Source organism: Paenibacillus sp. ATY16 (assembly GCF_003399985.2).
GTDB lineage: Bacteria > Bacillota > Bacilli > Paenibacillales > Paenibacillaceae > Pristimantibacillus > Pristimantibacillus glycanilyticus.
This window is the reverse complement of sequence record NZ_NMOK02000016.1, coordinates 140,767-163,793: the sequence shown is the minus strand read 5'-3', so window position 1 is coordinate 163,793 and position 23,027 is coordinate 140,767. Positions and strand designations below refer to the sequence as shown.

Annotated in this window: 21 protein-coding genes, 1 tRNA gene and 1 pseudogene; 11 read left to right on the top strand and 12 right to left on the bottom strand. The window is 51.5% G+C overall.

Going from position 1 to position 23,027, the window contains the following annotated elements:
- The first annotated feature begins 60 nt into the window (after positions 1-60).
- The 5 genes and pseudogenes from mgrA (at position 61) to CFI03_RS31320 (ending at position 8,962) form a co-directional block, all read left to right on the top strand.
- Complete coding sequence (mgrA, locus tag CFI03_RS10920) at positions 61-1,050, top strand: L-glyceraldehyde 3-phosphate reductase (RefSeq protein ID WP_248757423.1); 990 nt, start codon at positions 61-63, stop codon at positions 1,048-1,050.
- A gap of 295 nt (positions 1,051-1,345) precedes the next feature.
- Positions 1,346-1,863: pseudogene (locus CFI03_RS10915) on the top strand (GrpB family protein).
- 984 nt (positions 1,864-2,847) lie between these two features.
- Positions 2,848-6,681 (top strand): response regulator, encoded by a 3,834-nt coding sequence (locus tag CFI03_RS10910; RefSeq protein ID WP_248757421.1) that lies wholly within the window; start codon positions 2,848-2,850, stop codon positions 6,679-6,681.
- 103 nt (positions 6,682-6,784) lie between these two features.
- Complete coding sequence (locus CFI03_RS10905) at positions 6,785-7,507, top strand: response regulator transcription factor (protein WP_248757420.1); 723 nt, start codon at positions 6,785-6,787, stop codon at positions 7,505-7,507.
- Between the two features lie 168 nt (positions 7,508-7,675).
- Positions 7,676-8,962 carry a putative bifunctional diguanylate cyclase/phosphodiesterase gene (locus CFI03_RS31320; RefSeq protein ID WP_248757419.1) on the top strand — a complete coding sequence of 429 codons (1,287 nt, stop codon included), beginning with the start codon at positions 7,676-7,678 and terminating at the stop codon, positions 8,960-8,962.
- Positions 8,963-9,065: 103 nt separating this feature from the next.
- Here the strand turns inward: CFI03_RS31320 and CFI03_RS10895 are convergent, their stop codons facing one another.
- Together CFI03_RS10895 and CFI03_RS10890 are read right to left on the bottom strand one after the other, a co-directional pair.
- Complete coding sequence (locus CFI03_RS10895) at positions 9,066-9,284, bottom strand: hypothetical protein (protein WP_012772454.1); 219 nt, start codon at positions 9,282-9,284, stop codon at positions 9,066-9,068.
- Between the two features lie 113 nt (positions 9,285-9,397).
- Complete coding sequence (locus tag CFI03_RS10890) at positions 9,398-9,592, bottom strand: hypothetical protein (protein ID WP_248757418.1); 195 nt, start codon at positions 9,590-9,592, stop codon at positions 9,398-9,400.
- Positions 9,593-9,783: 191 nt separating this feature from the next.
- On the opposite strand from CFI03_RS10890, the gene CFI03_RS10885 reads away from it, so the two are divergent.
- Complete coding sequence (locus CFI03_RS10885) at positions 9,784-10,605, top strand: serine/threonine protein kinase (RefSeq protein ID WP_248757417.1); 822 nt, start codon at positions 9,784-9,786, stop codon at positions 10,603-10,605.
- Positions 10,606-10,675: 70 nt separating this feature from the next.
- Positions 10,676-10,747: transfer RNA gene (locus CFI03_RS10880), tRNA-Thr, on the top strand.
- A gap of 176 nt (positions 10,748-10,923) precedes the next feature.
- On the opposite strand, the gene CFI03_RS10875 is transcribed toward CFI03_RS10880, so the two are convergent.
- Both CFI03_RS10875 and CFI03_RS10870 read right to left on the bottom strand, forming a co-directional pair.
- Positions 10,924-11,310, bottom strand: coding sequence for a hypothetical protein (locus tag CFI03_RS10875; protein WP_248757416.1), 387 nt, complete (start codon positions 11,308-11,310; stop codon positions 10,924-10,926).
- Positions 11,311-11,426: 116 nt separating this feature from the next.
- On the bottom strand, positions 11,427-11,660 hold the full coding sequence (locus CFI03_RS10870) for a hypothetical protein (protein WP_248757415.1): 234 nt from the start codon (positions 11,658-11,660) through the stop codon (positions 11,427-11,429).
- A gap of 645 nt (positions 11,661-12,305) precedes the next feature.
- On the opposite strand from CFI03_RS10870, the gene CFI03_RS10865 reads away from it, so the two are divergent.
- Entirely contained in the window at positions 12,306-12,866 is a 561-nt protein-coding gene (locus CFI03_RS10865) for a superoxide dismutase family protein (RefSeq protein ID WP_248757414.1), read from the top strand.
- 54 nt (positions 12,867-12,920) lie between these two features.
- Here CFI03_RS10865 and CFI03_RS10860 read toward each other — a convergent pair whose 3' ends face one another.
- The 3 genes from CFI03_RS10860 to mscL all read right to left on the bottom strand — a co-directional run bounded on the left by CFI03_RS10860 (position 12,921) and on the right by mscL (position 15,115).
- Positions 12,921-13,187: a phage holin family protein gene (locus CFI03_RS10860; protein ID WP_248757413.1), complete on the bottom strand. Its 267-nt coding sequence runs from the start codon at positions 13,185-13,187 to the stop codon at positions 12,921-12,923.
- A gap of 762 nt (positions 13,188-13,949) precedes the next feature.
- Positions 13,950-14,582, bottom strand: coding sequence for an NUDIX hydrolase (locus tag CFI03_RS10855; RefSeq protein ID WP_248757412.1), 633 nt, complete (start codon positions 14,580-14,582; stop codon positions 13,950-13,952).
- A gap of 26 nt (positions 14,583-14,608) precedes the next feature.
- Complete coding sequence (gene mscL, locus CFI03_RS10850) at positions 14,609-15,115, bottom strand: large conductance mechanosensitive channel protein MscL (protein WP_201008977.1); 507 nt, start codon at positions 15,113-15,115, stop codon at positions 14,609-14,611.
- A gap of 239 nt (positions 15,116-15,354) precedes the next feature.
- Here mscL and CFI03_RS10845 point away from each other — a divergent pair, with 239 nt between their 5' ends.
- Positions 15,355-16,122, top strand: coding sequence for a sporulation protein (locus CFI03_RS10845; RefSeq protein ID WP_244935802.1), 768 nt, complete (start codon positions 15,355-15,357; stop codon positions 16,120-16,122).
- Positions 16,123-16,386: 264 nt separating this feature from the next.
- Positions 16,387-17,460, top strand: a complete 1,074-nt coding sequence (locus tag CFI03_RS10840) for an FUSC family protein (protein WP_248757411.1) — start codon at positions 16,387-16,389, stop codon at positions 17,458-17,460.
- A 758-nt stretch (positions 17,461-18,218) separates the two neighbouring features.
- Here the strand turns inward: CFI03_RS10840 and CFI03_RS10835 are convergent.
- The 5 genes from CFI03_RS10835 to CFI03_RS10815 form a co-directional block, all read right to left on the bottom strand.
- On the bottom strand, positions 18,219-18,515 hold the full coding sequence (locus CFI03_RS10835) for a transposase (protein WP_248757410.1): 297 nt from the start codon (positions 18,513-18,515) through the stop codon (positions 18,219-18,221).
- Between the two features lie 22 nt (positions 18,516-18,537).
- Positions 18,538-18,681: a hypothetical protein gene (locus tag CFI03_RS10830; protein ID WP_164775623.1), complete on the bottom strand. Its 144-nt coding sequence runs from the start codon at positions 18,679-18,681 to the stop codon at positions 18,538-18,540.
- A 95-nt stretch (positions 18,682-18,776) separates the two neighbouring features.
- Positions 18,777-19,373 (bottom strand): TVP38/TMEM64 family protein, encoded by a 597-nt coding sequence (locus CFI03_RS10825; protein ID WP_236013613.1) that lies wholly within the window; start codon positions 19,371-19,373, stop codon positions 18,777-18,779.
- Positions 19,374-19,441: 68 nt separating this feature from the next.
- Entirely contained in the window at positions 19,442-20,620 is a 1,179-nt protein-coding gene (locus CFI03_RS10820; protein ID WP_248757409.1) for an MFS transporter, read from the bottom strand.
- A 30-nt stretch (positions 20,621-20,650) separates the two neighbouring features.
- Positions 20,651-21,847, bottom strand: a complete 1,197-nt coding sequence (locus CFI03_RS10815; RefSeq protein WP_248757408.1) for a diglucosyl diacylglycerol synthase — start codon at positions 21,845-21,847, stop codon at positions 20,651-20,653.
- 177 nt (positions 21,848-22,024) lie between these two features.
- Between CFI03_RS10815 and CFI03_RS10810 the strand changes: the two genes are divergently transcribed.
- On the top strand, positions 22,025-23,005 hold the full coding sequence (locus tag CFI03_RS10810; RefSeq protein ID WP_127498870.1) for an aldo/keto reductase: 981 nt from the start codon (positions 22,025-22,027) through the stop codon (positions 23,003-23,005).
- Positions 23,006-23,027: the final 22 nt, after the last annotated feature.

Sequence of the window (23,027 nt, the reverse complement as noted above, 5' to 3'; positions counted from 1 at the left end):
CGGGTGTATGATAAAGGGGGTTACATAGAGAGCCTTTTCAGAAGGGATGGATATGAAGTAATGACATACGCAGCAGACAAATCTCGTTATGAAGACATGAAGTACTTCCGCGTCGGCAAAAGCGGCCTCAAACTGCCAGCCGTATCGCTTGGCTTATGGCATAACTTTGGCGGAAACGACCGTCTGGAGAACGGACGCGCCATGATCCACCGCGCTTTCGATCTGGGGATTACCCATTTTGACCTGGCGAACAACTATGGACCGCCTCCGGGCTCCGCTGAGGAAACTTTCGGCAAAGTCCTGAAGCAGGACATGGCGGCTTACCGCGACCAAATGATTATCTCCACTAAAGCAGGCTACTATATGTGGGAAGGCCCTTACGGCGATTGGGGCTCCCGCAAATATCTGGTATCGAGCCTTGACCAAAGCTTGAAACGGATGGACCTGGAGTATGTGGATATTTTCTACCATCACCGTCCGGATCCGGAAACTCCGCTTGAAGAGACAATGGCTGCACTCGACCATATCGTACGTTCGGGTAAAGCGTTGTATGTTGGCCTGTCCAACTACAGTGCTGAGCAGACGGCTCAAGCTTCGGCCATCCTGAAGCAGCTGGGCACGCCATGTCTGATCCATCAGCCTTCTTATTCGATGTTCAATCGTTGGATTGAAGACGGCTTGCAAGACGTGCTTGAGCAAGAAGGCATCGGCTCGATCGTATTCTCGCCGCTGGCCGGCGGCTTGCTGACGAACCGTTACCTCGACGGTATTCCTTCGGATTCGCGTGCGGGTGGACCAAGCGTCTTCTTGAACTCGAACAATATTACCGAAGAAAAGCTCGCTAAAGTTCGCGCCCTGAACGAAATCGCGCAAGGCCGCGGCCAATCGCTGGCGCAAATGGCTCTTGCATGGGTGCTTCGCGGCGGACGCGTAACTTCCGCCCTGATCGGCGCAAGCCGCGTCGAGCAAATCGACGACAACGTTGCCGTGCTCAGCCGTCTCGATTTCTCCGACGATGAGCTGCAGGCGATCGAGAACATTTTGGCGTAGGAATATCTAAGCGAAAGGCTGCCGACTAATCTCGGCAGCCTTTTTTTGAAACATATGCTGCTCATCCTAGGTCGGCGCTTCGCTAACGAACCTGAGTATTCTTATTTGCCTCAGAACAGCTGGTTTTCAAATCTAACGAAACCTGGTAACGCTATTTGGCCGATTTAGGGTTAAAAGAGGCGTTTAGATAGTAAATAACGCTATGAGGTTTCGTTAGAAATTCGTAGCGTACAATTTTGGGCCAATAGCGTTATGTAGTTTCGTTAGCCTGTTTTTTATAAATAGGAGGGATAGCATGGAAGTGCGATTGAGCGATTACAAGGAAGAATGGGCGACGATGTTTCGCGAGGAAGCGGAGTGTCTAACGTCTGTCTTTGATGGAGTGGAAATTCGATTCGAGCATTTCGGGAGCACGGCTGTTCCGGGGATGAAAGCAAAGCCCGTTATCGACATGATGGGAATCGTTGACGATATTAATAGATTGGATTTGTTCAATGACAGGATGGCATCGCTTGGATACGACATAGCAGGCGATTGGGGTATCTCCGGCAGACGGCTGTTCCGCAAAGGCGGAGAGCAGCGCACTCACCATATCCACTTCTACCAATCGGATAGTCCCCAAATCGAACGGCACCTCATCTTCCGCGATTATCTGCTCTCCCACCCGGAGGAAGTTGCCAGATACAGCCGCTTTAAAGAACAGCTGGCCCAGCGATACGAACGAACCAATGAATACAGCCCCGCCAAAAAAGCATTCGTAAGCGAGATGGAACAACTCGCGCCCTCGCCTGGCACTCACAAACAAACGAATAATCTTCTCTTTGTATTGCTCGGGGCGCCTGACATTATTACCGTGCACGTTTTACATTATATTTGCCCATAAATGTCCGTTCTCCGAGAAAACGCTGCACGAAATACACTATATGTGCTCTAACCCACTTTATTTACACCTAAATATTGGAATATCCTGCATTACATACATCCTATTGACCTCTACACCCCTAAACCCCTCATATATCCTGCAAAACGTACAACGTACCGTGGGAGGGGCGTGGTGATGGGCTCGTAGTGTTGCACACGGATGGCGAATGGGAAATTGGGAGTAAATGCTGAGCATAGAAAACTAACTAGTATGGGTTGGGTCTGTTGCGTACGGATGGCAAATGAGAATGGAGAGTGAATGCTGAGCATCAAATACTGACTAGATAAGGCTCGAAGTGTCGCCCACGGAGAGCACGGTAGCGTATGCTGCCTATTAAAGACTAACTAGCATGAGTTCAAAATGCTACGAACGGAGAGCGATTGCAAATAAGGTACTGAATGCTAAGCATCAGAGACTGACTAGTAAGGCTCGAAATGCAAAGCATCGAGAGCGAATTTAACCCAGGGAAGCCCCGCAAAGGGTTTCCCTTTGCTCTTTACTCTGCGTATTACGCAGCCCCGCATTAATGATGCTATTTCTTCGCCCCAGGGGCGAAGAAAAGAAATGCCTGCCACAGGCAGGCAAACCAACAAGGAACGGAGGCGGTTGCCTCCGCCCTCCCAAACGAATCGAAGACGAGTGGAGGGAGATGTTTCTCCTGGAGAGCGGAGCGCCTGCCTTTGCGTACCCTTTGCAACCTTGTCCAATTGTTCAGGCAAAGTGTACGCAACAGCAGCGTAAGGAGAAACATCTCCCGGAGTGAGCCCACGGTTCTACTACGAACGAACTCCATTCAACGACAAATCGTCTATCGATTCCACCCCATCGTGACGATATAATACATGTAGATTTACTCGGGAAGGGGACCGCGCGTCTTGAACAACTTATCATTGCGGACAAAGGGCCTGCTCATCATCGTCTTAATCACCTTCATCCCGCTTGGCATCGCGGGGGTCATTAATTACCTCTCCATCAAGCAGGAAATGATCAATACCGCATCCGATAGAGCGGCCAGCCAACTGAGCGTCAGCGCCAATTATCTGGCTTCCTGGCTGCAGATCAGACGGGCCGAGGTAGTGGTGATGAGCCGCACGGATATCGTCCGTTACGGCACTGAGGCGGAGAAGCTGAAATATTTCAAGGACGAGCTGTATCGCACGGATTATACCTATCATGCGATTGGGTATATCGATCTTAATGGCCGGGCCATCCGTACGAACGGAGATCCGGTTAATATGAGCGGACAAGCCTTTTTCCGCGAAGCCGTGAAGGGCAAGTCGACAATTACGGATCTGTTCCTTCCTTCCTTTGATAACTTGAAGCAGTCCCTTATTGTTATTCCGGTATTTGATCAGAACAACTTTATTAACGGTGTGATATACGCATCGATGCCGATGTCGACGATGTCGCCTTATTTCCTTGTGGATAAAGATCCAAGCTTGGAGTATTGGCTCTATAACGACCGGGGAGTGGTCTTGTTCCATTCGTACTCCACCTCCGCGGGCATTAAGCCGATTCAAGGGCTGCTTAACGGGCAGCCGGGTCTAAGCCTCGAGAAGCTGCTCAAGCCTTCCGGGCAAATCCATATACAGCGCGGGAATATGAAGCATGTGCTCCTGTATATGGACGTAGACAGCGCAGCGCCTTGGCATGCGGCACTCGAAATACCGCAGGCCAGCCTGAATAAAGGTCTGTCCAAAGTATTATGGTGGACCTTTGCCACGATCGCCTTGTCCGAAGTCGTGATTGTTATCCTTTTCTCCATCTATTTCAATATGATCATTAACCGGCTGAAAGGAATCCTGTCCGTTACCAAGCAGGCTGCCGACGGTCAATTCGAAGTGGAGCATCTGTCTCAGGAGCCCGGGGATGAAGTCGGTAAGCTGGCTGAATCGGTTAACGGGATGATGGAGCATCTGAAGGACATGTTTGGACGCCTCGAGGCGATTATCAATCAGAACGAGTACTCTTTTATTTTGCTGGATGAGAATTACCGCGTGAGCTATATGAATCAGGCGGCGGAGAGGCTGATCGGTTATACGACGGACGAGCTGAAGGGTCACGCGACCCCTCTGCTGTTCATGGATTCGGATGAAATCGAGCGCGAAGCGGAGAGGCTGTCGCAGAAGCTGGGCGAACACGTCGAGCCTGGACTCGAAGTATTCCGAATGCTGCGCCAGGTGGATTTCTCCTATGAACGGCAGTGGACGTATGTCCATAAGGACGGGACCAAAATCCCGGTACGTCATTTCTCGAACGGGCTGCGCGATCAGCAGGGCCGTCTGACCGGGGTTCTTGGTATGGCGTACGACATCTCCGAGCATGTAAAAGTGGAGAAATCCCGCAACCTTCTGCTCGATATTATCGGCTCGGCCAAAGACCTGATCGCTTCCATCGACCATAACGGGAAGGTCGCCTACATTAACAAGGCGGGCAAGCGGATGCTGGGTCTGCCGCTGGATTACAAGCCGAAAGACTATAAGAGCTACGTGGAGCCGTCCATGTACCTGTATCTCATAAAAGGCTCCCGGATTGCCATGAAAATGGGCTATTGGGAGGGAGAAGCCGAGCTTCTGACGCAAGCAGGGGACAAGGTGAATGTCTCGCTTGTCATTGTTGCCCATCCATACCGAAATACAGGCGAGCTGTACTTCTCCTGCATCGCGCGCGATATTACGGAGCAGAAGCTTATCCAGGAGGAATTGATTCAAGCGACGCAGGAGGCCGAACAGGCGAATGCGGCCAAGAGCCGCTTCCTGGCGATGGTCAGCCACGAGATCCGTACGCCGCTTAACGGCATTATCGGTCTGTCGCAGCTCATGCGCCGCACCGGATTATCTCCTTCGCAGAAGGATTATATGGACAAGCTTGGCAACTCCTCGGAATCCTTGCTGCGCATTATTAATGACCTGCTCGATTTCTCCAAGATCGAAGCGGGCAAGGTTGAGGTGGAGCGGGTTGCCTTCCAGCCTCAGGAGATGCTTATCCGATTGACGGATCAGCTTAGCGTCTTTATGGGCGGCAAGGAGCAGTTCGAATTTATTTTGGAAGTGCCCGAGCAGTTGCCTACCACCCTCCTGGGCGATCAGATGCGCGTTGAGCAAATTTTGCTGAACCTGTGCATGAATGCCGTCAAGTTTACGGAGCGAGGCCATGTGAAGCTGAGCCTCGAGGTGATGGAGCAGTGCTCTGACGGATTAAAGCTGCAATTTACCGTGGAAGATACCGGTATCGGCATGACGAAAAAACAAATCGACAGGCTCTTTACCCCGTTCACGCAAGCCGACGGCTCAACAACCCGCAAATACGGAGGCACGGGCTTAGGCCTTGTGATTGCGAACGGCCTCGTCAAAATGATGGGCGGGAAAATCCAGGTCGACAGCGAGCCCGGCTTAGGTAGCCGATTCAGCTTTGTCTTATCCTTCCCGGTCCTGTCCTCCATCAGTGAAGAGAAGCTCATTGTCAGCAAGGAACTGGAGGACCAATGCATCTGGGTCGTGGAGGATAGCGACGAGATGCGTCAGCATTGGTGCAGCCTTGCGGAATCCTTCCGCTTGACCCCGGTGGCGTTCTCTTCTTGGGGAAGCGCGAGGGAAAAGCTGCGCCGCATGGGCGCGGGGGCGATGCCTAAGCTGATTATGCTGGACATGGAAATGCCGGATATGTACGGGGCGGAAACCTGGCTGGAATTCCACAAGCAGGCTACGGCCGCAGGGGTGAAGACGATTGCGCTTACGACCTCCTTTGGCCGTGACGAGCTGATGCAAATGCCGGATTCCGGCCGTCCTTATGCGATCCTGACCAAGCCGGTTACCCGGCTGGCGTTATTCCATGCCTTAACGGGAACGCTGGATCAAAGACCGGTTGAGGTGAAGGAGTGGACAATGGCGGCCCGGGAGGCGGCCGTATCCGCGCAGCTTAGGGACAAAATACGGGTTCTCCTTGCCGAAGACAATCATATCAATCAACTGGTAGCCATCGAGCTGCTGAAGGAACGGGGCTTTGAGGTAGGTCTGGCGGAAAACGGACGGGAAGTTCTGGAGAAGCTGGAGCAGGGGAGCTGGCATCTGGTTCTCATGGATATTCATATGCCGGAGATGGACGGAATGGAAGCAACAACGATTATCCGCAATGATCCCCGGTACGAACAACTGCCGATTATAGCGGTAACCGCGAACTCGCTTCGCGCGGATCATGAGCATTATTTGCAGCTTGGCATGAACGGAGTGGTGACGAAGCCTCTGGACCCGGATCAGCTCTACATGGTTATTATGAATCTGCTGAACCACAAGAAATTTCCGGTGCTGCAGCAGCAATCATGGGGTGCTTCGGGCCAATCGGTGCCTGAGCTTGACGGGATTCAGGTTGAGACCGCACTGGCCAGAGTAAGCGGCAAGGTCTCTATTTTGCGCCAAATGCTAGTTCATTTCCTGAAGGATTACGAAGGCTTCGCGGACAAGCTGATCGAGGAGCTGACGAATGGCCAGGCTGCAAACGCGAGACGGATGATCCATACGCTGATGGGAGCCGCCAGCCATTTATCGGCGAATGATGTAGTGCAGGCTGCCGCAAGGCTGAACGAGATTCTGAAGAAAGAGGATGGGGAAGAGGATTGGATGGCGCCGGCCGAATTGCTGAAAAAGGAGCTCGACCGCGTGATAACCGGTCTGCATTATGCATCGATTTCATCATTCGACAGTTTCTCCTAACAATCTTCTAACATTTTATTGTTAACCCTTACAATCGTATTGTATATTAGAGATAGATTTATATTTTTTGACAGAAATCTTCTTTCCCTAAGGGGTGGCGCCGGTGTATAAAGTTTTAGTAATTGAAGATGACGTCATGATGAGGGATATGCTGTCGATGTACTTGTCGGAAGAAGGGTATTCGGTTAGGCAAGCAGGAACGGGTGAAGAAGGCTTGCAGACCGTTCAGGAATTTGCGCCTGATGTTGTCTTGCTTGACCTGATGCTGCCTGATATGGATGGTATGGGGGTTTGCGCCTCTATTCGTGAACGATCGCATGTGCCTATTATGATTTTGTCGATGAAAAGCGAAGTTTCCGAACGCGTTCAGGCCTTAAAGGCCGGAGCGGATGATTATATGTGCAAGCCATTCAGCATGCATGAGATGACGGCTAGGGTGGAAGCTCTGATCCGTCGCTCCCAGTTCAGTGCGGCGGAAGCGGAGGCGGCTAGTGCGGTAGAAGCGGAAGAGGCGGATTTTGCGCCGATTCAGCTGGACGCAGAGCGCAGAATGCTTCTTGTCAGAGGCAAGTTGATCGAGACAACCTTTTCTGAATTCGAGATGATGAAGCTCTTCTTATCCCACCCGGGCAAGGTATTCAGCAGGGAAGAACTGATTAATACGATTAGAGGGTTTGATTCTTTTGTAACGGACAGAGCCATTGACGTACACATCGTTAATCTGCGCAAAAAGATCGAGCAGAACCCGAAAGAGCCCCGTTTAATCCGTACGGTATGGGGCTTTGGTTATAAATATACGACCGACCACAGTCAGGAACATGATTAAGGTAAGCGACCTAAAGATCACCTCCGCTGCAAGGTGATCTTTTTTATACCCACTTGTCCGAATGCTGGCAAATACCTAACATACTTCTAAAGAACAATCCGCAATTTTTCTAATACTTATATGGGACTATAGGATTAACAGTAATGACAAAAGGATGGTGTAGCAATCGTGCATGGGTTAGCCAGTTTACCTGAACGGCAGGAGGCTTATGCTCAGCTGGAGGTAGCTTTAAGCCGCGCGCGGGCATCAGGACAGCGGCTCGTTGTGGCGTTGATTCAGATCGATCGTTTCCATGGTGTGAATGAGGCTAAGGGCTTAGAGGCATGCAACCAGGTACTTGAAAGTATCGGAGGACGGTTAAGTCAAGGGGCGGATACGGCCTTTGTTACCTTGATCAGCGGCGATACTTTTCTAATGGCTAGAGAAATCGGATACTCGCAGGCGGAATGTGCCAACGCGGTGGAAGAAATGAAATATGCAGCGCAATACCCGGTTTCCTATGAGGGTGCGGAATTGAATTTGACGGCAAGCATCGGTACCTGCCTGTTCCCGCAGAACGGACGGACAAGCGAGAGACTGCTCGGGCATGCCGAGACGGCGCTCTTCAAATCGCGGGAGCAGGGCGGCAACCGGATTACGTTTTATAGCGAGGAAGAGACGGCCCAGATGAACCGCTGGCTGGAGGTTGGAGCATTGCTGCGTCCGGCCCTTTATTTGCGTCAGTTCCATCTGAGCTATCAGCCGATCTTCCGCACCGAAGGCGGGCGTCTCCGCGGATTCGAAGCGCTTCTCAGATGGAATCAACCGGAGCTTGGCGCGATTTGGCCGGCGGAATTTATCCCGATTGCCGAGCAGAATGGCTTAATCGTGCCTATTGGCGAGTGGGCGCTGCGCGAAGCCTGCAGGATGCTCGCGGGCATGCAGGAATATGGCCTGAAGGAGCTGGTTATCGCGGTTAATGTGTCGCATGTCCAGCTGCTGGACAGCAGCTTCTGCAGCATGGTTGCTCATGTGCTGGAGGAGGCGGGAATCGAGCCTTCTTGTCTGGAGCTTGAGGTGAAGGAGGATGTTATTCTTCATTTCACCGACAAAACTTTAGCGGTACTGAGTCAGCTGCGCGCATTAGGCGTCAGAATTACGCTGGATAACTTCGGAGAAGGTTATGCCTCGCTTGCGAATCTGAAGCAGCTTCCGGTCAACAGCGTAAAGATTAGCAAATCGTTCATCCGCCAGATTGACGTGCAGAGCGTGGAACGCCATATCGTTGAAGCGATGATCGGGCTATTGCATAAGCTGGAGATCGAGGTTATTGCGGGCGGCGTCGAATACGAGGAGCAATATAAATTGCTGAAGGAATGGAGTTGCGACTTTGTGCAGGGCTTCCTTCTGGGATCTCCGATGCAGCCGGATTTGCTAGACATGTCGATCATCCGGAAGTCGCCGCAAACGGCGTAAATAGTAAACAAGGTAAAATCTAAAAGCCCTGAACGATTCGCGCTTGGCGGATCATTCAGGGCTTTCGTATTTGCCGGGTCATTGGTTTGTTTAGTAGCCGTTGTTAGCTCACTTCAAGATACAGCTTCGTCCCGTCGTTATATTGGAAAATGGCAACATCGCGGACAACCTCGACCTTCGATATACGTTTCCACTTTTTGCGGAAATCGAAGTTGTATTCCATCTCAACCAATTTATGATGAAGTTGTTCAACGGAAGCCGCCTGTTCGTTAACGTAATAAACGGGAACCGAACGGTCTTTGAAGGTGATGATTTTCATCATACCATTCGCACCTCCACTCGTTTTTTTTTCCAGTTTACTAGAAACGTTTTAGCCGCTTATAAAAAGGTCATAAGGTTATTGTTTAGTTTGCTAACATTCTTCTAACAATTCCCTTAGCTGCTGTAGCTGCCATATTTTTTCTTGTAATGGCTGTGACCGTATGGGGGTTGCTTCGGCGGATAATAGTTTCCTTTTTTGTAGTCGCTGCTGCTATGACTGTAATGACCGTTGTGACCGTTGTGTCCATGTTTATTATAATGTTTACCGGTAACGGAGCCGAGGAGTCTTTGCAACAAATGTCTAATCATGGGATAACCTCCTACCTATAATTAAGTCTTTGTTAAGAAATTGAAACAGCTTAGACTTACGGAATAGTACGCAAATCACTCAACGCCGGTTTCATGAAAAACGCCTACTCCGCTCTTCAAGAGGAAACCAAACCTGCTCTTATCCCGTATGCAAAGGGCAAGGAGGGATTCCTATCTGGTGGAAGCAATGGATGAATAATTGGATGGACTATCCGCTGGGACATGGGATGGTCTGGGGCAGGACTTACCGGATCGAGGAATTTCTAGGGATGGGCAGCTATGGTCAAGCTTACCGTTGTACGGATCTGAGGAGCGGAGAAGCCGTTCTGCTGAAGCGGGCAAAACCAAGCAAGCGCGAGACCGGCAGGAGATTGCTGAGGCGGGAGGCCGATATTCTTCAAAAGCTTAATCATCCGCAAATGCCGAAGCGGTTGGACTGGACAGTCCACCGCAGGGAAGAAGCGCTTGTTATGACTTATGTGGAAGGCATTACGGCTGAACAGGCTATTCTGCTTGAGGCGAGAACCTTCACGCAGTTGGAAGCCCTGCGAATCGTAGAAGCTTTATTATCCCCCTTGAAGCATTTGCATGAGAAGGGTTATGTGCATCGGGATGTGCGGATCCCGAACGTTGTATTGAATGAAAAGGGGATTTATTTGATTGATCTAGGCTTGGCCTGCAGGATTGGGGAAGAGAACCCTGACGGCCGGGCCGATTCGGCTCAACCAAGCGGAATCGCGGACAGCTGGGGAGCGGTAAAGTTCCGCATGCGCCAGCCAGACCGGACCAGCGACTTATACGGGCTCGGGCATCTTTTCCTGTTCCTGATGTATGCCGGATATACCCCTCTGGAGGGCGAGAAGGAACGCGGCTGGGAGGAGGAGCTTGCGCTTGAGCCGGAAATCAGGAGCTTCGTTAAGGGGCTTCTTGACGGCAGATGGCAGACGGCGGCTGAATGCGAGCGGGTATTAATGCAGATCCTGGAGCATTATTCCTCGGGAAATAACGAATAAAACAGCAAAATGTCGAATGATTTAAGCGGTTGACTTTTACCCCTAAAATAAGTATCCTAAATATTGTCTCGCTGATGTAGCTCAGGGGTAGAGCAACGCACTCGTAATGCGTAGGCCGGGGGTTCAATTCCCTTCATCAGCATCCTTTTACGAAAAGCCGTTTCACCAACGTTTTGTTAACGTTGAATGTTACGGATGAACATACGGAGGGCTACGCATTCCGCGCAAGTATTCGGACGTGCGTAGCCCCATAATTAGGGGCCTTTCGCGAAATTTGCGGAAGGCTTTTAAGTTATCAAATCAATATATCTCTTACATTCAGATAATTCTGCGATACCAATCTAACAGTGCATTTTTAACTGCGGTTTTAATCTCTTTTTCGATGAAACTTCCTGAGTATATACGGGTCGAATACGAATCAAACACAGCATCGATGTTGATGCGATCTAAACTGGTTGCCGACACCAATAGACCATATACCCTTGAGTTTGCATACGAGATATAAATAGCTCGAGATCTATTCGATTGTATTTCTAAAGTGCGATCAGTATCAACAAATGCTTTAATAACTGGCAACATTTCAGACTTCACTCGTTTTATCACATCGTTTACATCTTCTTGATCCCAGTTGCTTTTGTTCTTTTTCTCTTCTTTCAATTTCTTTAATTGGTCTCGGAAGTCTACGAACTCATCTTCTTTACTCATTAGTGTTACTCTCCTTTCCAAAATGTAATGCCTTGGCAGGGCTGCGTATCTCATGGTAAAAGGGTACGGATTATACTCCGTACCCTTTAAATAGGCACCTACAGAATGGATTTGACTTAACGACGAGATGAATGAATCGAGATTGCTTGAATGCTACGAGGATTAATGAACAAGACTTCATTATCGACCAAGAACAGTGCAGAATTTCCTTCAAATCCAAGGAATGTGGCTTGAATCCCTCGTGGACCAGTGTGGTCAAATACAACGTCTACACGTACCCCTGGAGAGAGACGGAATAGAATGCTTGGAGCTCCACCAAACCCTCCATTAAAACCAGAACCGCAACTCATATTTTTTTCCTCCCTTCGATGATTCTCATACAGAATATGAGAGTTTGTTAGCAAACGACAAGGCTAATCTACTAATGAATGAATGGATTTTGTGAGATTAATAGGGTACGGATCCTATTCCGTAGCCTCAAATTAGGCAATCGCAAGAAGCTAGTGACTTAACAACCGTCTCTGTGATTTCGAGGTGCATGCAACGAGATTGCTTGAATACTACGAGGATTAATGAACAAGACTTCACCATCGACCAAGAACAGTGCAGTATTCCTTTCAAATCCAAGGAATGTGGCATTAATCCCGCGTGGACCAGTGTGGTCAAATACAACGTCTACGCGTACCCCTGGAGAGAGACGGAATAGAATGCTTGGAGCTCCACCAAACCCAGTATTAAACCCACCATTAAAACCACCATTAAAACCACAACCACAACTCATATTTTTAACCTCCTTAAATGAACCTCATATCAAATATGAGAATCTGTTTTTATACTATTCAGACTTACAAGAGTGGTATGGACGACTGACTTAGTCGAAACGCATAAATGAATAGACATATAGATTTATAGAGCAAATTATTTAGGCAACGAATGAATATTTATCCTCTGCCTGGTAAAAGCTAACTTGGAAATTACGCCCCAAGGAGGATAACATGAACAAATCAATGATGCTGTGTTCGCTTGGCTTCCTCGTCGCAAGCTGCGGGTTTTCCAGTGCAGCAATGGCAAGCCAAGGACATGGCCACCACACTCGCAGTCATGTGATGGAAGCAAAAGCAGCTTTTATCGATACGAAAGGCAATCAGATCGGGACTGTCGTATTGACGGAGGAAAAAGACGGCGTGCATCTGAAGCTGGAGGCTAAAGGCCTTACTCCAGGCGTCCATGGCATTCACTTCCATAATGTCGGCAAATGCGAGGCACCGTCCTTCGAATCCGCTGGCTCCCATCTGAATCCGAAGAACAAACAGCATGGCTTTGATAATCCGCAAGGTTTCCATGACGGCGATCTGCCGAATATTACGGTAAACAAAGACGGTACCGTGAAGGCCGAAATTATTTCGAAAAATGTAACGCTCGACACAGAGGCGCCAAACACTCTGCTTCCGGCAGCCGGCACCGCGCTTGTTATTCATGAAAAAGCGGATGACTATAAGACAGACCCATCAGGCAATTCAGGCAGCCGCATAGCCTGCGGCGTAATCCAGCATTAACATGAAAACATGAAAAAGGCACAGCCGTCCTCGCCGGACGGCTGTGCCTTTTTCTCATTTATCTCTTTTTATAAACGTCTGCTTCACCAACTGGCTTCCGTACACGGAAAAGGCTCCGCATAAAATACCCTGCAGTACACTTTCCACATGAAAGCCTAAGATGAGACAGGCACAGAGGATGGCTACCGCCGTAACCGCATACACAATGGTCCAATCCGGCACGACCGGTGTCTGCTTCAGCATATAGCCGATTACCCAGCAGGCTGCCACAACAATCATTAATCGGGGATCGATGAGATTCGTAATATCCTCCCACGACATACCGCCACTTCCTTCGCTCCACGCTTTATCATCGTACTTTATACTATGAATCTATGGAGCGTAATGATAGGGCTTCAGCATATGGCCAATAAATAATGCGCAATGCATGAAGCCCCGAACACAACGGCGGCATAGCGGGCTTTGCCTTTTTATGCTGACCGGGCATTTCCACACTCATTCATCGGCCTATGCATACGATATGTAAGATACGGTACAGGAGGCGAATGACAATGCCGATAATCCCAAACTTCCCTCGGGAATGGATGGAGGAGCATACAGTATGGCATCATCAGCATCATGTGACGCCGGGCACTATACCTCCGGTCGGGTTTGGCGAGCAGTTCTTGCGGTTCCACAGAAATTATATCAATAAGGTGTATAACTGGTTCGACCGTATGGGCTACGACAAAAGGGTCGTTGCCGGCTGGCCGGAAATGCCGGCTGGAATATTACGGGCGCCCTGCATGAACCAGCAGGCTTTATACCGGATTCTTTACAATCCGCGATCATTTCCTTCGCTTGATGAGTTTGGCCGTTTTATAGAGTACAGCGGGGTTCATGGCTGTATCCATGCCACCGCTGCGCGATTGTTTAACAACCCGGAGATCGATAACTTTGACCTCTGCACAAGGCAGACCGAGTTCTACAACATCCATGGGATGGTTGATCAATGGTACCGGAACTGGGAAGCGGCCTGGGGAGTTCGCTCAGACGGCTTTGATAGCAGCGTCAGCAAGCCAGGATTCCCAAGCGGCGTATCGGTTACGTACAATCGCGCAAAGCCCTCATTATCGACGCGTAGTAGCTCGGCTCCCGAGGTACGAATTCAGCAGCTCGGACGGCTCGCGTCGCCTTGGATAGGCCGCCATCAGCCGATGACGCAACACCCTCGCAAATCAGCTCCGGCAATTCTCCCTCGAAAAGCCGGATCAGCAGCTCGACGTCAGCCTCGAATACAGCCGCCACTTCTTCAGCTTGCAGCTTTAAATCGTCTAACGGCAATGAGCACACAAGCGCGAAAACGTCGCTGACTTCGCGGTCGATAAACGGCACGCCTTTTGCTTCGCCGAACATTTCCTTGCGTGCTACGCCAAGGGGAATCAGATCCTCGAAGCGGGCAGCCACGCCTAGCTCCTCTTCGATTTCGCGGACCGCGTCCTGCATCGTCTCGCCGGCAGAGAGGTGGCCGGCTGCCGTAATATCGTAATAGCCGGGATAGGTATCCTTCCCGGCTTGGCGCAGCTGGAACCGCACGAAGCGGCTGTTCTCCTCGCGGCGCGTCAGCCAGCAATGGAAAGACCGGTGCCAATAGCCCAGCGCGTGGGTCTCGGTACGGCTTGCGGTGCCAATAGGGTTAAGCTGTTCGTCATAGATATCGAAGCGTTCTTCTGCCATCGGGACCTCCATCTTTTATCCGGATCCTAGCTGCTTGCTGCCGTTCCTTCCTCCAGCACGGAAGTGCAATGCTTGCAGCGGGTAGCTTTAATCGGAATTTGGGACAAGCAGTACGGACATTCTTTTTCCGTCGGCGCCGCGGGCGCAGCGACTTCTTCGGGTTTCATGCGGCGCAGAATGTTAATCCCTTTAACGAGCAGGAAGATACATACGGCAACGATGAAGAAGTCCAGCAATACGTTAATGAATTGACCGTACGCGATAACGGCTACTCCGTATTTGGTCGCGTCGGCAAGAGTGTGGATGTCGTGCATCGCAATGCCTTCCGGCAAAGGCTTGTCCGAGCCCAAGTTAATGAATAAGTCCTTGAAATCCGCTCCGCCGAGCATACGCCCGATGGGTGGCATAATAATATCGTTGACGAGAGAAGTAACGATTTTGCCGAAGGCGCCGCCGATAATAACACCGACCGCCAGATCGATTACATTCCCTTTAATGGCGAATTCCTTGAACTCCTGAATGATTTTTCTCATATTACAATTCCTCCTACAGTGACAATGGAGCTGATTCTCGCGCAGAAAGCATTCTACTTTCTACTATAACCAAACTCTATGTAATCTACTCTACTATATTAGTCGATCTTGCTCCTGATAGAAAGGGCTGGGGGCCAGGTAGGCTAAATCGCTTCCGGAAAAATGCAACTTCCCTTCCAATGCGCCGTAATAGGCTTAAGCAATATTAATCCAATGATAAGAGCGAAGGGATGGATGACATGTTTAATCGTTTATTGGCCAGTATTGGAATTGGTTCCGCCAAAATCGATACGCTTCTTGAAAAGTCACAATACGTGCCTGGCGAAGAGGTTCGGGGTGTAGTCAATATTCGAGGGGGAAACGCTCCGCAAAACATAGATACCATTCAATTGTCAGTCATGACCGAATACATTCGCGAGAGTAACGACAATAAATTCAGACAGCACGGCGAAATCGGGCGCTATCCTGTGAGTGCGCCGTTTACTCTGGAGGCTGGCGAGACCAAGGAAGTGCCTTTCAGCTTCCGCTTGCCCCATCAAACACCGCTTACGATCGGCAGGGCGCCGGTATGGGTGAAAACCGAGCTCGAGGTGCGCGGCGGCGTGGACCCGGGGGATAACGACCGGATCGATGTTCTGCCTACCGGCGCCATTAACACGGTGTTCCATGCTTTGGATCTTCTTGGCTTCCGGCTGCGCCAAGCGGAATGCGAATATTCCCCGCGGCATGGCGGCGGAATGCCATTCGTGCAGGAATTTGAATTTGTGCCAACCAGCCAGTTCCGGGGCCAGCTTGATGAGCTGGAGGTTATGTTCTATTCGTCCGATCGCGAGCTGGAGCTGCTGCTTCAGGTAGACCGGCGTGCGCGGGGGCTGGGAGGCTTGTTTGCGGAAGCGCTGGACCTGGATGAAACGTTTGTACGCTGCAGATTTACCGAGGAGCAGCTGCAGGCAGGGCCAACCGTCATTGCCCGTCAGCTGTCCGAGTTGATTGCCAGAACGATCTAGCTAAGCTATATGGACGGAATAAGCGATTAATAATCGGGACGGGTCCGAGATGCTTCCGTAGGGGCGTCTCGGACTTTTTTTTGCGTGAATCCGGTAATGGCGGGCGGTTCACGGCGGCCAAAGAACGGAGAGAACGACGCTTGATTTGATTCAGCCTCCAATCCTCTGGTTAATAAGGGGGAAACCTTGGCTATTTTAGCGTTTGTGGCATAATAAAGGGAAGACAAGGAAGGGCGAATCTCGCTCATGAAGGAGAAGTTGGGTATGACGATTGGAGCGCGGGTGCTCAAGACAGGCATGGCAGTCGCACTTGCCATCTACCTGAGCGGAATGTTTGGTTTTGCATCTCCGTTGATTACAACGGTCGCAGCCATTCTGACCATCCAGCCGTCCATTTACCGCTCTTGGCAGCAGGTGCTGGATCAGTTCCAGACCAATCTGCTTGGGGCAGCGATGGCGCTGGCTGCGATGAAGCTGTTCGGGCAAACGCCGATTGCGGTAGGACTTGTATGTATATTAGTTATTCTGGTTAGTATCCGGCTCAGAATGGAGACAACCATCGGCGTTACGCTGGTGACGGTTGTCGCGATTATGGAAGCGCACGGCCAGGTAACCACGGTGGCGCTTGAGCGCTTTCTGATGGTATTGGCGGGGATGGGAGCGGCGTTTACCGTCAACGTGCTTGTCTTCCCGCCGCGGCCGAGAAAGCAGTTCACCGAGCAGGTTCATCACGCTTTCTCGCAGATGTCGCTGCTGCTGCGGACCGCGATCTCGAACGAGATGAAGGAGCAGGTGTACCGCAAGGAGAAAGAGAAGCTGCACAAGACGCTGCGCAAGCTTGAGGATAGCTACAATCTGTTCGAGGAAGAGCGGAAGATACTGGCCCGCACAAAAATCAGCCACGCCCGCCAGCTTCTGGTGTCCAAGCAGATGATCAAGGCGCTGCAGAAGGGTTCGGATTTGCTCGAGGTCGTAGAGGAGCATTACTTCTCCACGCCGAAGGCAGGCGACTGGGCCGCTCGCTTCGACAGTCAGATCGAGGATTTGACGAAGTACCATGAATCGATCGTTCTGAAGATCGAGAACAAGATGAAGCCGAACATGTCCTTGGAGCCTGGAGAAGAGCGGGAGGCACGCCTTGTTGCCGAGCTCACCGACTATGTCCGCGAGGACCCGGACGAGCATAAGCGGCTGATCTTCGTCGCCTCCGCCTTGTTCGAATACGCCTATCACCTGCGGCGACTGGAGAAACTGGTCGACCACATTCAGCGCCCCCACGGCGAGCCCGAAGAGCGCCGCAGCGCCGAAAAAGCCGACGCCGCGGCGGTTCGGGAGTAGGCTGTAGCTGTCTGACTTGCGGGCATTCGAGTGTGGGGCTAAAGTAGCCAAATAAGACGGAAAAACCGTGCTGCAGCCGGTGAACGGATGGTCTGACTGGTGCGAGGCGCGGTGTAAGTGGAAAAAAACGTGTTACAGAGTGCGAACCGCTCGAGTGCGGGGGTTGAGCAGCCAAATAAGACGGAAAAACCGTGCTGCAGCCGGTGAACGGATGGTCCGGCTGGTGCAAGGCGCGAAATAAGAGGGGGAAACCCCAAGGTAAGCTTAAGCGATGCACCACAAATCGCAGCTTAGTTGCGGTCCTAACAATGCGCGACATCGTGCAAAATGGCCCGCGGTTTCGAGCTAGCTTAACGATGTGCCACATCGTTAAGCTCTCAAAAAAGCAGCCTGGGTGCCACCTTAACGATGCACGACATCGTTAAGGATTACAAAAATGGCCCGCGGAAGGCCAAAAGCAGAGTTTCGAGCTAGCTTAACGATGTGCCACATCGTTAAGCCAGCAAAAAAGCAGCTCGGCTGCCACCTTAACGATGCGCGACATCGTTAAGCCCTTGAAAAGGAGCCGGCACTGACCTGTGGCCAGTGGTCGGCGAATTATGCAGCCGACCCAAAAAGACCCCCTCATCCAATGAGGGGGTCTTTGTTGCGTTTTGCCCAGCTGCAACGCAGGGGAAAGGGGTAGAGGGAATGTGTGGAGATACATTCCCGTACCCCCGATCCCAAGCCTCCCCGCCACCGCAGCCGGCAAACGCAACCTAAGAATCCGTCTTATTGCTCCCCTTATGGCGCCGCGGATGCTGCATATGAGCTTCCGGATCATCATCGTCGTCTTTTGCAATCAGACGCGGATCGGTACGGCCCTCGTGGTGATTGTCGAAGTCAAGCTCGACAAGCTCCCATTCGGTATTGCCGATCTGCAGGTCGGCAGGGAATACATCGCCGCGTTCCAGCTTTTCTACGCGGCCGATTTCGTTTTTATAAACACCCGACACCTCGACATGCTCGCCTGACACTGGATCCATTTGATTATGCTGCTGCTCTTGCTCGCTCATGGCCCACTCGTCCTTCCTTCGCTTATAATCCGTGCTTCGGTACCGCTGCTGCATCGGCTTCGGATTGCTTCCGACTAGCTTGCTCTTTGCCTTTGCCGGTACGATCGGCTAATGATTGCGCTTTGCTGGCTTCGACTTGTTTATGGGACGGCCATTCACCTGACATGCTGCCATCCTCCTTTCGGCAGTTAATTCTTTAGAAGTGTGCCACGAAAGGAGGTTATGTATGAGCAACACGGGCCAAGAGGAACAAATTACTGCTTAATTCACATGATAGCGGGATTCGATCTTTTTGCCGCCGAACCACATGACGATAATGACGGCACAGGTTACGAAGATGCGCCAAGGCTCCTCGCGGAAGCTGCCGATATTAAAGCTGATCAGCGAGATGCTTAAGATCATGACTCCCTTGCCGAGCACGGTAGCGAGAACAAAGGTGCGCAACGAAATTTTGCTGAAGCCCGACACAATGTTAATGATCGACGATGGGGAGAACGGGAAGCAGGCCAGCAGAAAAAGCGGCGTAAAGCCTTTTTGATCCACCCATCGGAAGAACCGTTCGGTCTTGGGAAACCTGCGTTCGATTCTCGACTTTACGTTCTTACCCAGCTTGCGGCTGATCAGGAATACGCAGATTGCTCCGATCGACACCCCGACCCAGGAGAGCAGAAAGCCCAGCCACAGTCCGAAAATATTCGCGTTAGCCGCTACAATGACGATCAAGGGAAGGAAAGGCAGGAACGATTCGAGAAGCGGCAGCAGAATGCCGGGCAAAATGCCAAATTGCGAGTAGCTTTCCAGCGTTCGCTGCAAATGCTCAAGGTCCAGGCTTTTCATTTGGACGTACAAATTATTCATGCTCTCCATCACATGCATGTCTGTTACCTACCCCACTTAACCCTAATCGGGAAAAATTTCGTTCTTTCTCATTTGCCGTTCATTTTCGTTGCCGGAATCAGCACATACAACAAGGCAATGAGTCCAAACAGCACGGCGCTTACCCAAATAACCGTGCGAGAGCCAAAGCTTGCAGCGAGTATTCCTCCGGCCAGCGGTCCAATCATGCCACCGAGGCCTTCGACGGTCGACAGCAGTCCCCAGCCGAGGCCTTCCTGTTTGGGAGGCACGTAAGCCGCAAGCAAAGCATTCCATGCCGGAAGAATGGCTGCATAAGACAAACCAAGAATTACGACAATAACTAAACAATACCAAAACGGAAGCCGCCATGCCAACATATAGAGCCCGGCAGCGAAAACGGCAAAGCCGATAATAAGAAACCACTTCTTGCCGCCAAGCTTGTCCGATAACCGGCCCATCGGAATAAGACCGGCTGCCGCACATACGCCCCCTGCCGTAAGCAGCAGGGAATATTGAGCGCCTGCAAGGCCAAGCTCGCGTTCCGCGAAGCTTGGAAGGACGGGAACAAGCATGCTGGCGCCCGCCGTCTGCAGAATCATACCCGGCAGAAGCATTCGCATAGCTTTTATACGTTCCGTTAAGGCAACAAGTTGCCGTTTTAACGGAATGGCTTGAATCTGCTGTCCGCCGGCTTTTGCGCCGTTCATGAAGAAAGCAAGAAACGCCGCAAAGATCGAAAGAATGAGCAGCAGGAAGTACGTGCCGTTAACATAATAGTCGAGCAAAATATTGCATACGATAGGGCCGGCGCCTAGCCCGGTAAGCCAGACGGTGTACAGAAAGCCCATTTGGCTGGCACGCTTATCGCCCGACACCCTTGTCAGGCAGACGATCCAAATCGGCGACATGCCGATGCCGTACAGGGCAGAGGCCAGTATGAACAGCCAGGCTACATTGGCGAACTGAATCAGAAACACGCCGGCGAGCGAGATCAGCAGGCCTGTCCGCACGACAAACCGGATCGAGAACCGGTCGAGCAGATAGCCGATAACCATTTTAAGCAGCGTGTCGGTCAAATAATGCGCGGTAATCGCTATGCCGATAACATCCAGAGATAGGCCTAGAACCTTCGTTCCGTAAATGGGGAGCAGGCTGATCAGCACCGCGCCCCGTACGAACTCCACCAGAAACAAAATCACGGAGATGAGCCGCATCTCCGCTCCGAACCTTATCCCCACATTTTTCACGAGCGGTCAGGCCCCTTTACGATTTCACCCTTAACTATAGCGTTGACCAAATTTTGCATTCCAACCGCATTCCTGCAAAATATGATGGGCAATGCTGCCTGCTGCCGCCTCCTCCGTCTGGAGACGCTGTACAGCTATTTTGCTGCGCTTCAACTGATCGGGATTACGGATAAGCTCTATAATGCTTGCCGCCAGTCCTTCGGGGTTATAACTGATGGTGGCAGCTCCTTTGGATTGCAGATAACGGGCATTCTTTTTCTCTTGGCCGGGAACAGGCCTGTAAAGGAAGAGCGGCAGACCGGCCCATATCGCTTCGGCAAGCGTAACTCCGCCCGGTTTGGACACGAGACAGGTTGCAAGAGACATCAGCTCATGAACCTGATCCACAAAGCCGAACAAATGTAGGCGGTCCGCTGAAGGATGATATCTGAATTGGTCGGCTATTGAAGTTCTCAGCAGGCTATTACGCCCGCAGACAAGCGCAATTTGCGCGCGTGGATGTTGTTCAAGGAGAAGGCGGCATAGCTCATCGCAATCCGGCATGACGCCTTGCGCGCCAGGCATAAGAAGAATGACGGGCTGCTCGGGGTGGAGTCCGTATTTTTCGAATAGCTCAAAGGAAGGAGTAAGGCTGCTCTGAAAGCCTCGCCCAAGCGGTATGCCGGTAACGGATACGCGACCGGGATGAATGCCAAGCGAGCCCAGCTCCTGCTTCAGATCGTCGGTAGCGACAAAATAACGGCCGATACCCGGATGTACCCAGCGGCGGTGCAAATCAAAATCGGTAACTACCGTGTAGGTAGGGATAGTAGCTCCGGGATGGATCGTCTTGCTGAGCCGGCGGCGGTGAAGGGCAGGCAGCGCGAAGAAAGGAAAGGTATGTATCACCGCGTCGGGTTGTTCTTTTTGCAGCAGCTTCTTGATCTTGTCGCGGCCGAAGGAGTGAAGGAAGCCGCCGAACAGGGAGTTATGCTTCATGGGCCGAGTCATATCGTAGACCCAGCCGTACAAATGAGGGATATGCGTATAGCTTTTCAAATACACCCGTCTAGTCATCTCGTTCAGCCAAGGGTGAGACTCGGCCATCAGATCGACCATGACGGTGCGGTTATTGCCCGCCTCTTCCAGCGCGTCGCGGATCGCTTTGGCGGCCTGCAAATGGCCTTCCCCATACGAAGCATACAAAATCAGCACCTTAGGCTGATAGCCGTTATTAGCACGAACCAATAGATGCACACCTCCTGCCGCAAGTATAGCGGAACAATGTCAACGCATTGTGATCATGTTGGTTCCCTCATGTTAATTTTGTATAATGGGACATGTATCCAAAATTTAATCTGAGATTTTCCTTGGGTTGCCGCACGCGCAGCAGGGAAAACTCACAAAGTGGGAGTGAATCGGGAGATGAAGTACACTTATCTGGGCCAATCCGGCCTTCGTGTAAGCCGGCTTTGCTTGGGAACGATGAATTTTGGCGTTGATACGGACGAGAAGGAAGCATTCCGCATTATGGATGCGGCGCTTGACGCAGGCATTAATTTTTTTGATACCGCGAATATTTACGGTTGGGGCGAGAACTCCGGCCGCACGGAAGAAATTATGGGACGCTGGTTCGCGCAAGGCGGAGGACGCCGCGAGAAAACAGTGCTCGCTACCAAAGTATACGGCGACATGCATGATCCTTATGACGGTCCGAACCGCGAAGCAGGTCTTTCCGCCTATAAAATTCGCCGCCATCTGGAAGGTTCGCTGCGCCGTCTCCAAACGGATCATATCGAGCTGTACCAGATGCATCACGTTGACCGCAACGTGAATTGGAACGAGTTGTGGGGGGCTTTCGAGACGGCTGTGCACCAGGGTAAAATCGGCTACGTAGGGTCGAGCAACTTTGCAGGCTGGGATATCGCGGTGGCGCAAGGGGAAGCCAAGGCGAGAGGTGCGCTTGGTCTTGTCTCCGAACAGCATAAATACAATTTGCTTTGCCGTCTCCCTGAGCTGGAAGTGCTTCCGGCTTCGAAGGCGCTTGGTCTTGGCGTTATCCCGTGGAGTCCGCTGGACGGAGGTCTGCTGTCCGGCAGTCACCGCCACGGTGGAGCCGGCCGCAGAAGCGGCGAGAGAAACGAGCGCTTCGCGCAGGTGAAGCCGCAGCTGGACGCTTACGGGGCGTTATGCGATGAGCTGGGAGCGCCGGAGGATCTGGTATCGCTGGCATGGCTGCTCGCGAACCCTGCCGTTACGGCACCGATTATCGGCGTGCGTACGCTGGAGCAATTCGAGCGTTCGCTGCGCGCGGTTGAGCTGACGCTCGACGAGTCTACGCTGAAGCGGATCGACGAGATTTTCCCGGGTCCAGGCGGAGACGCGCCGAAAGCCTACGCTTGGTAAAAGTTCAGCAAGCGGTAAGCCG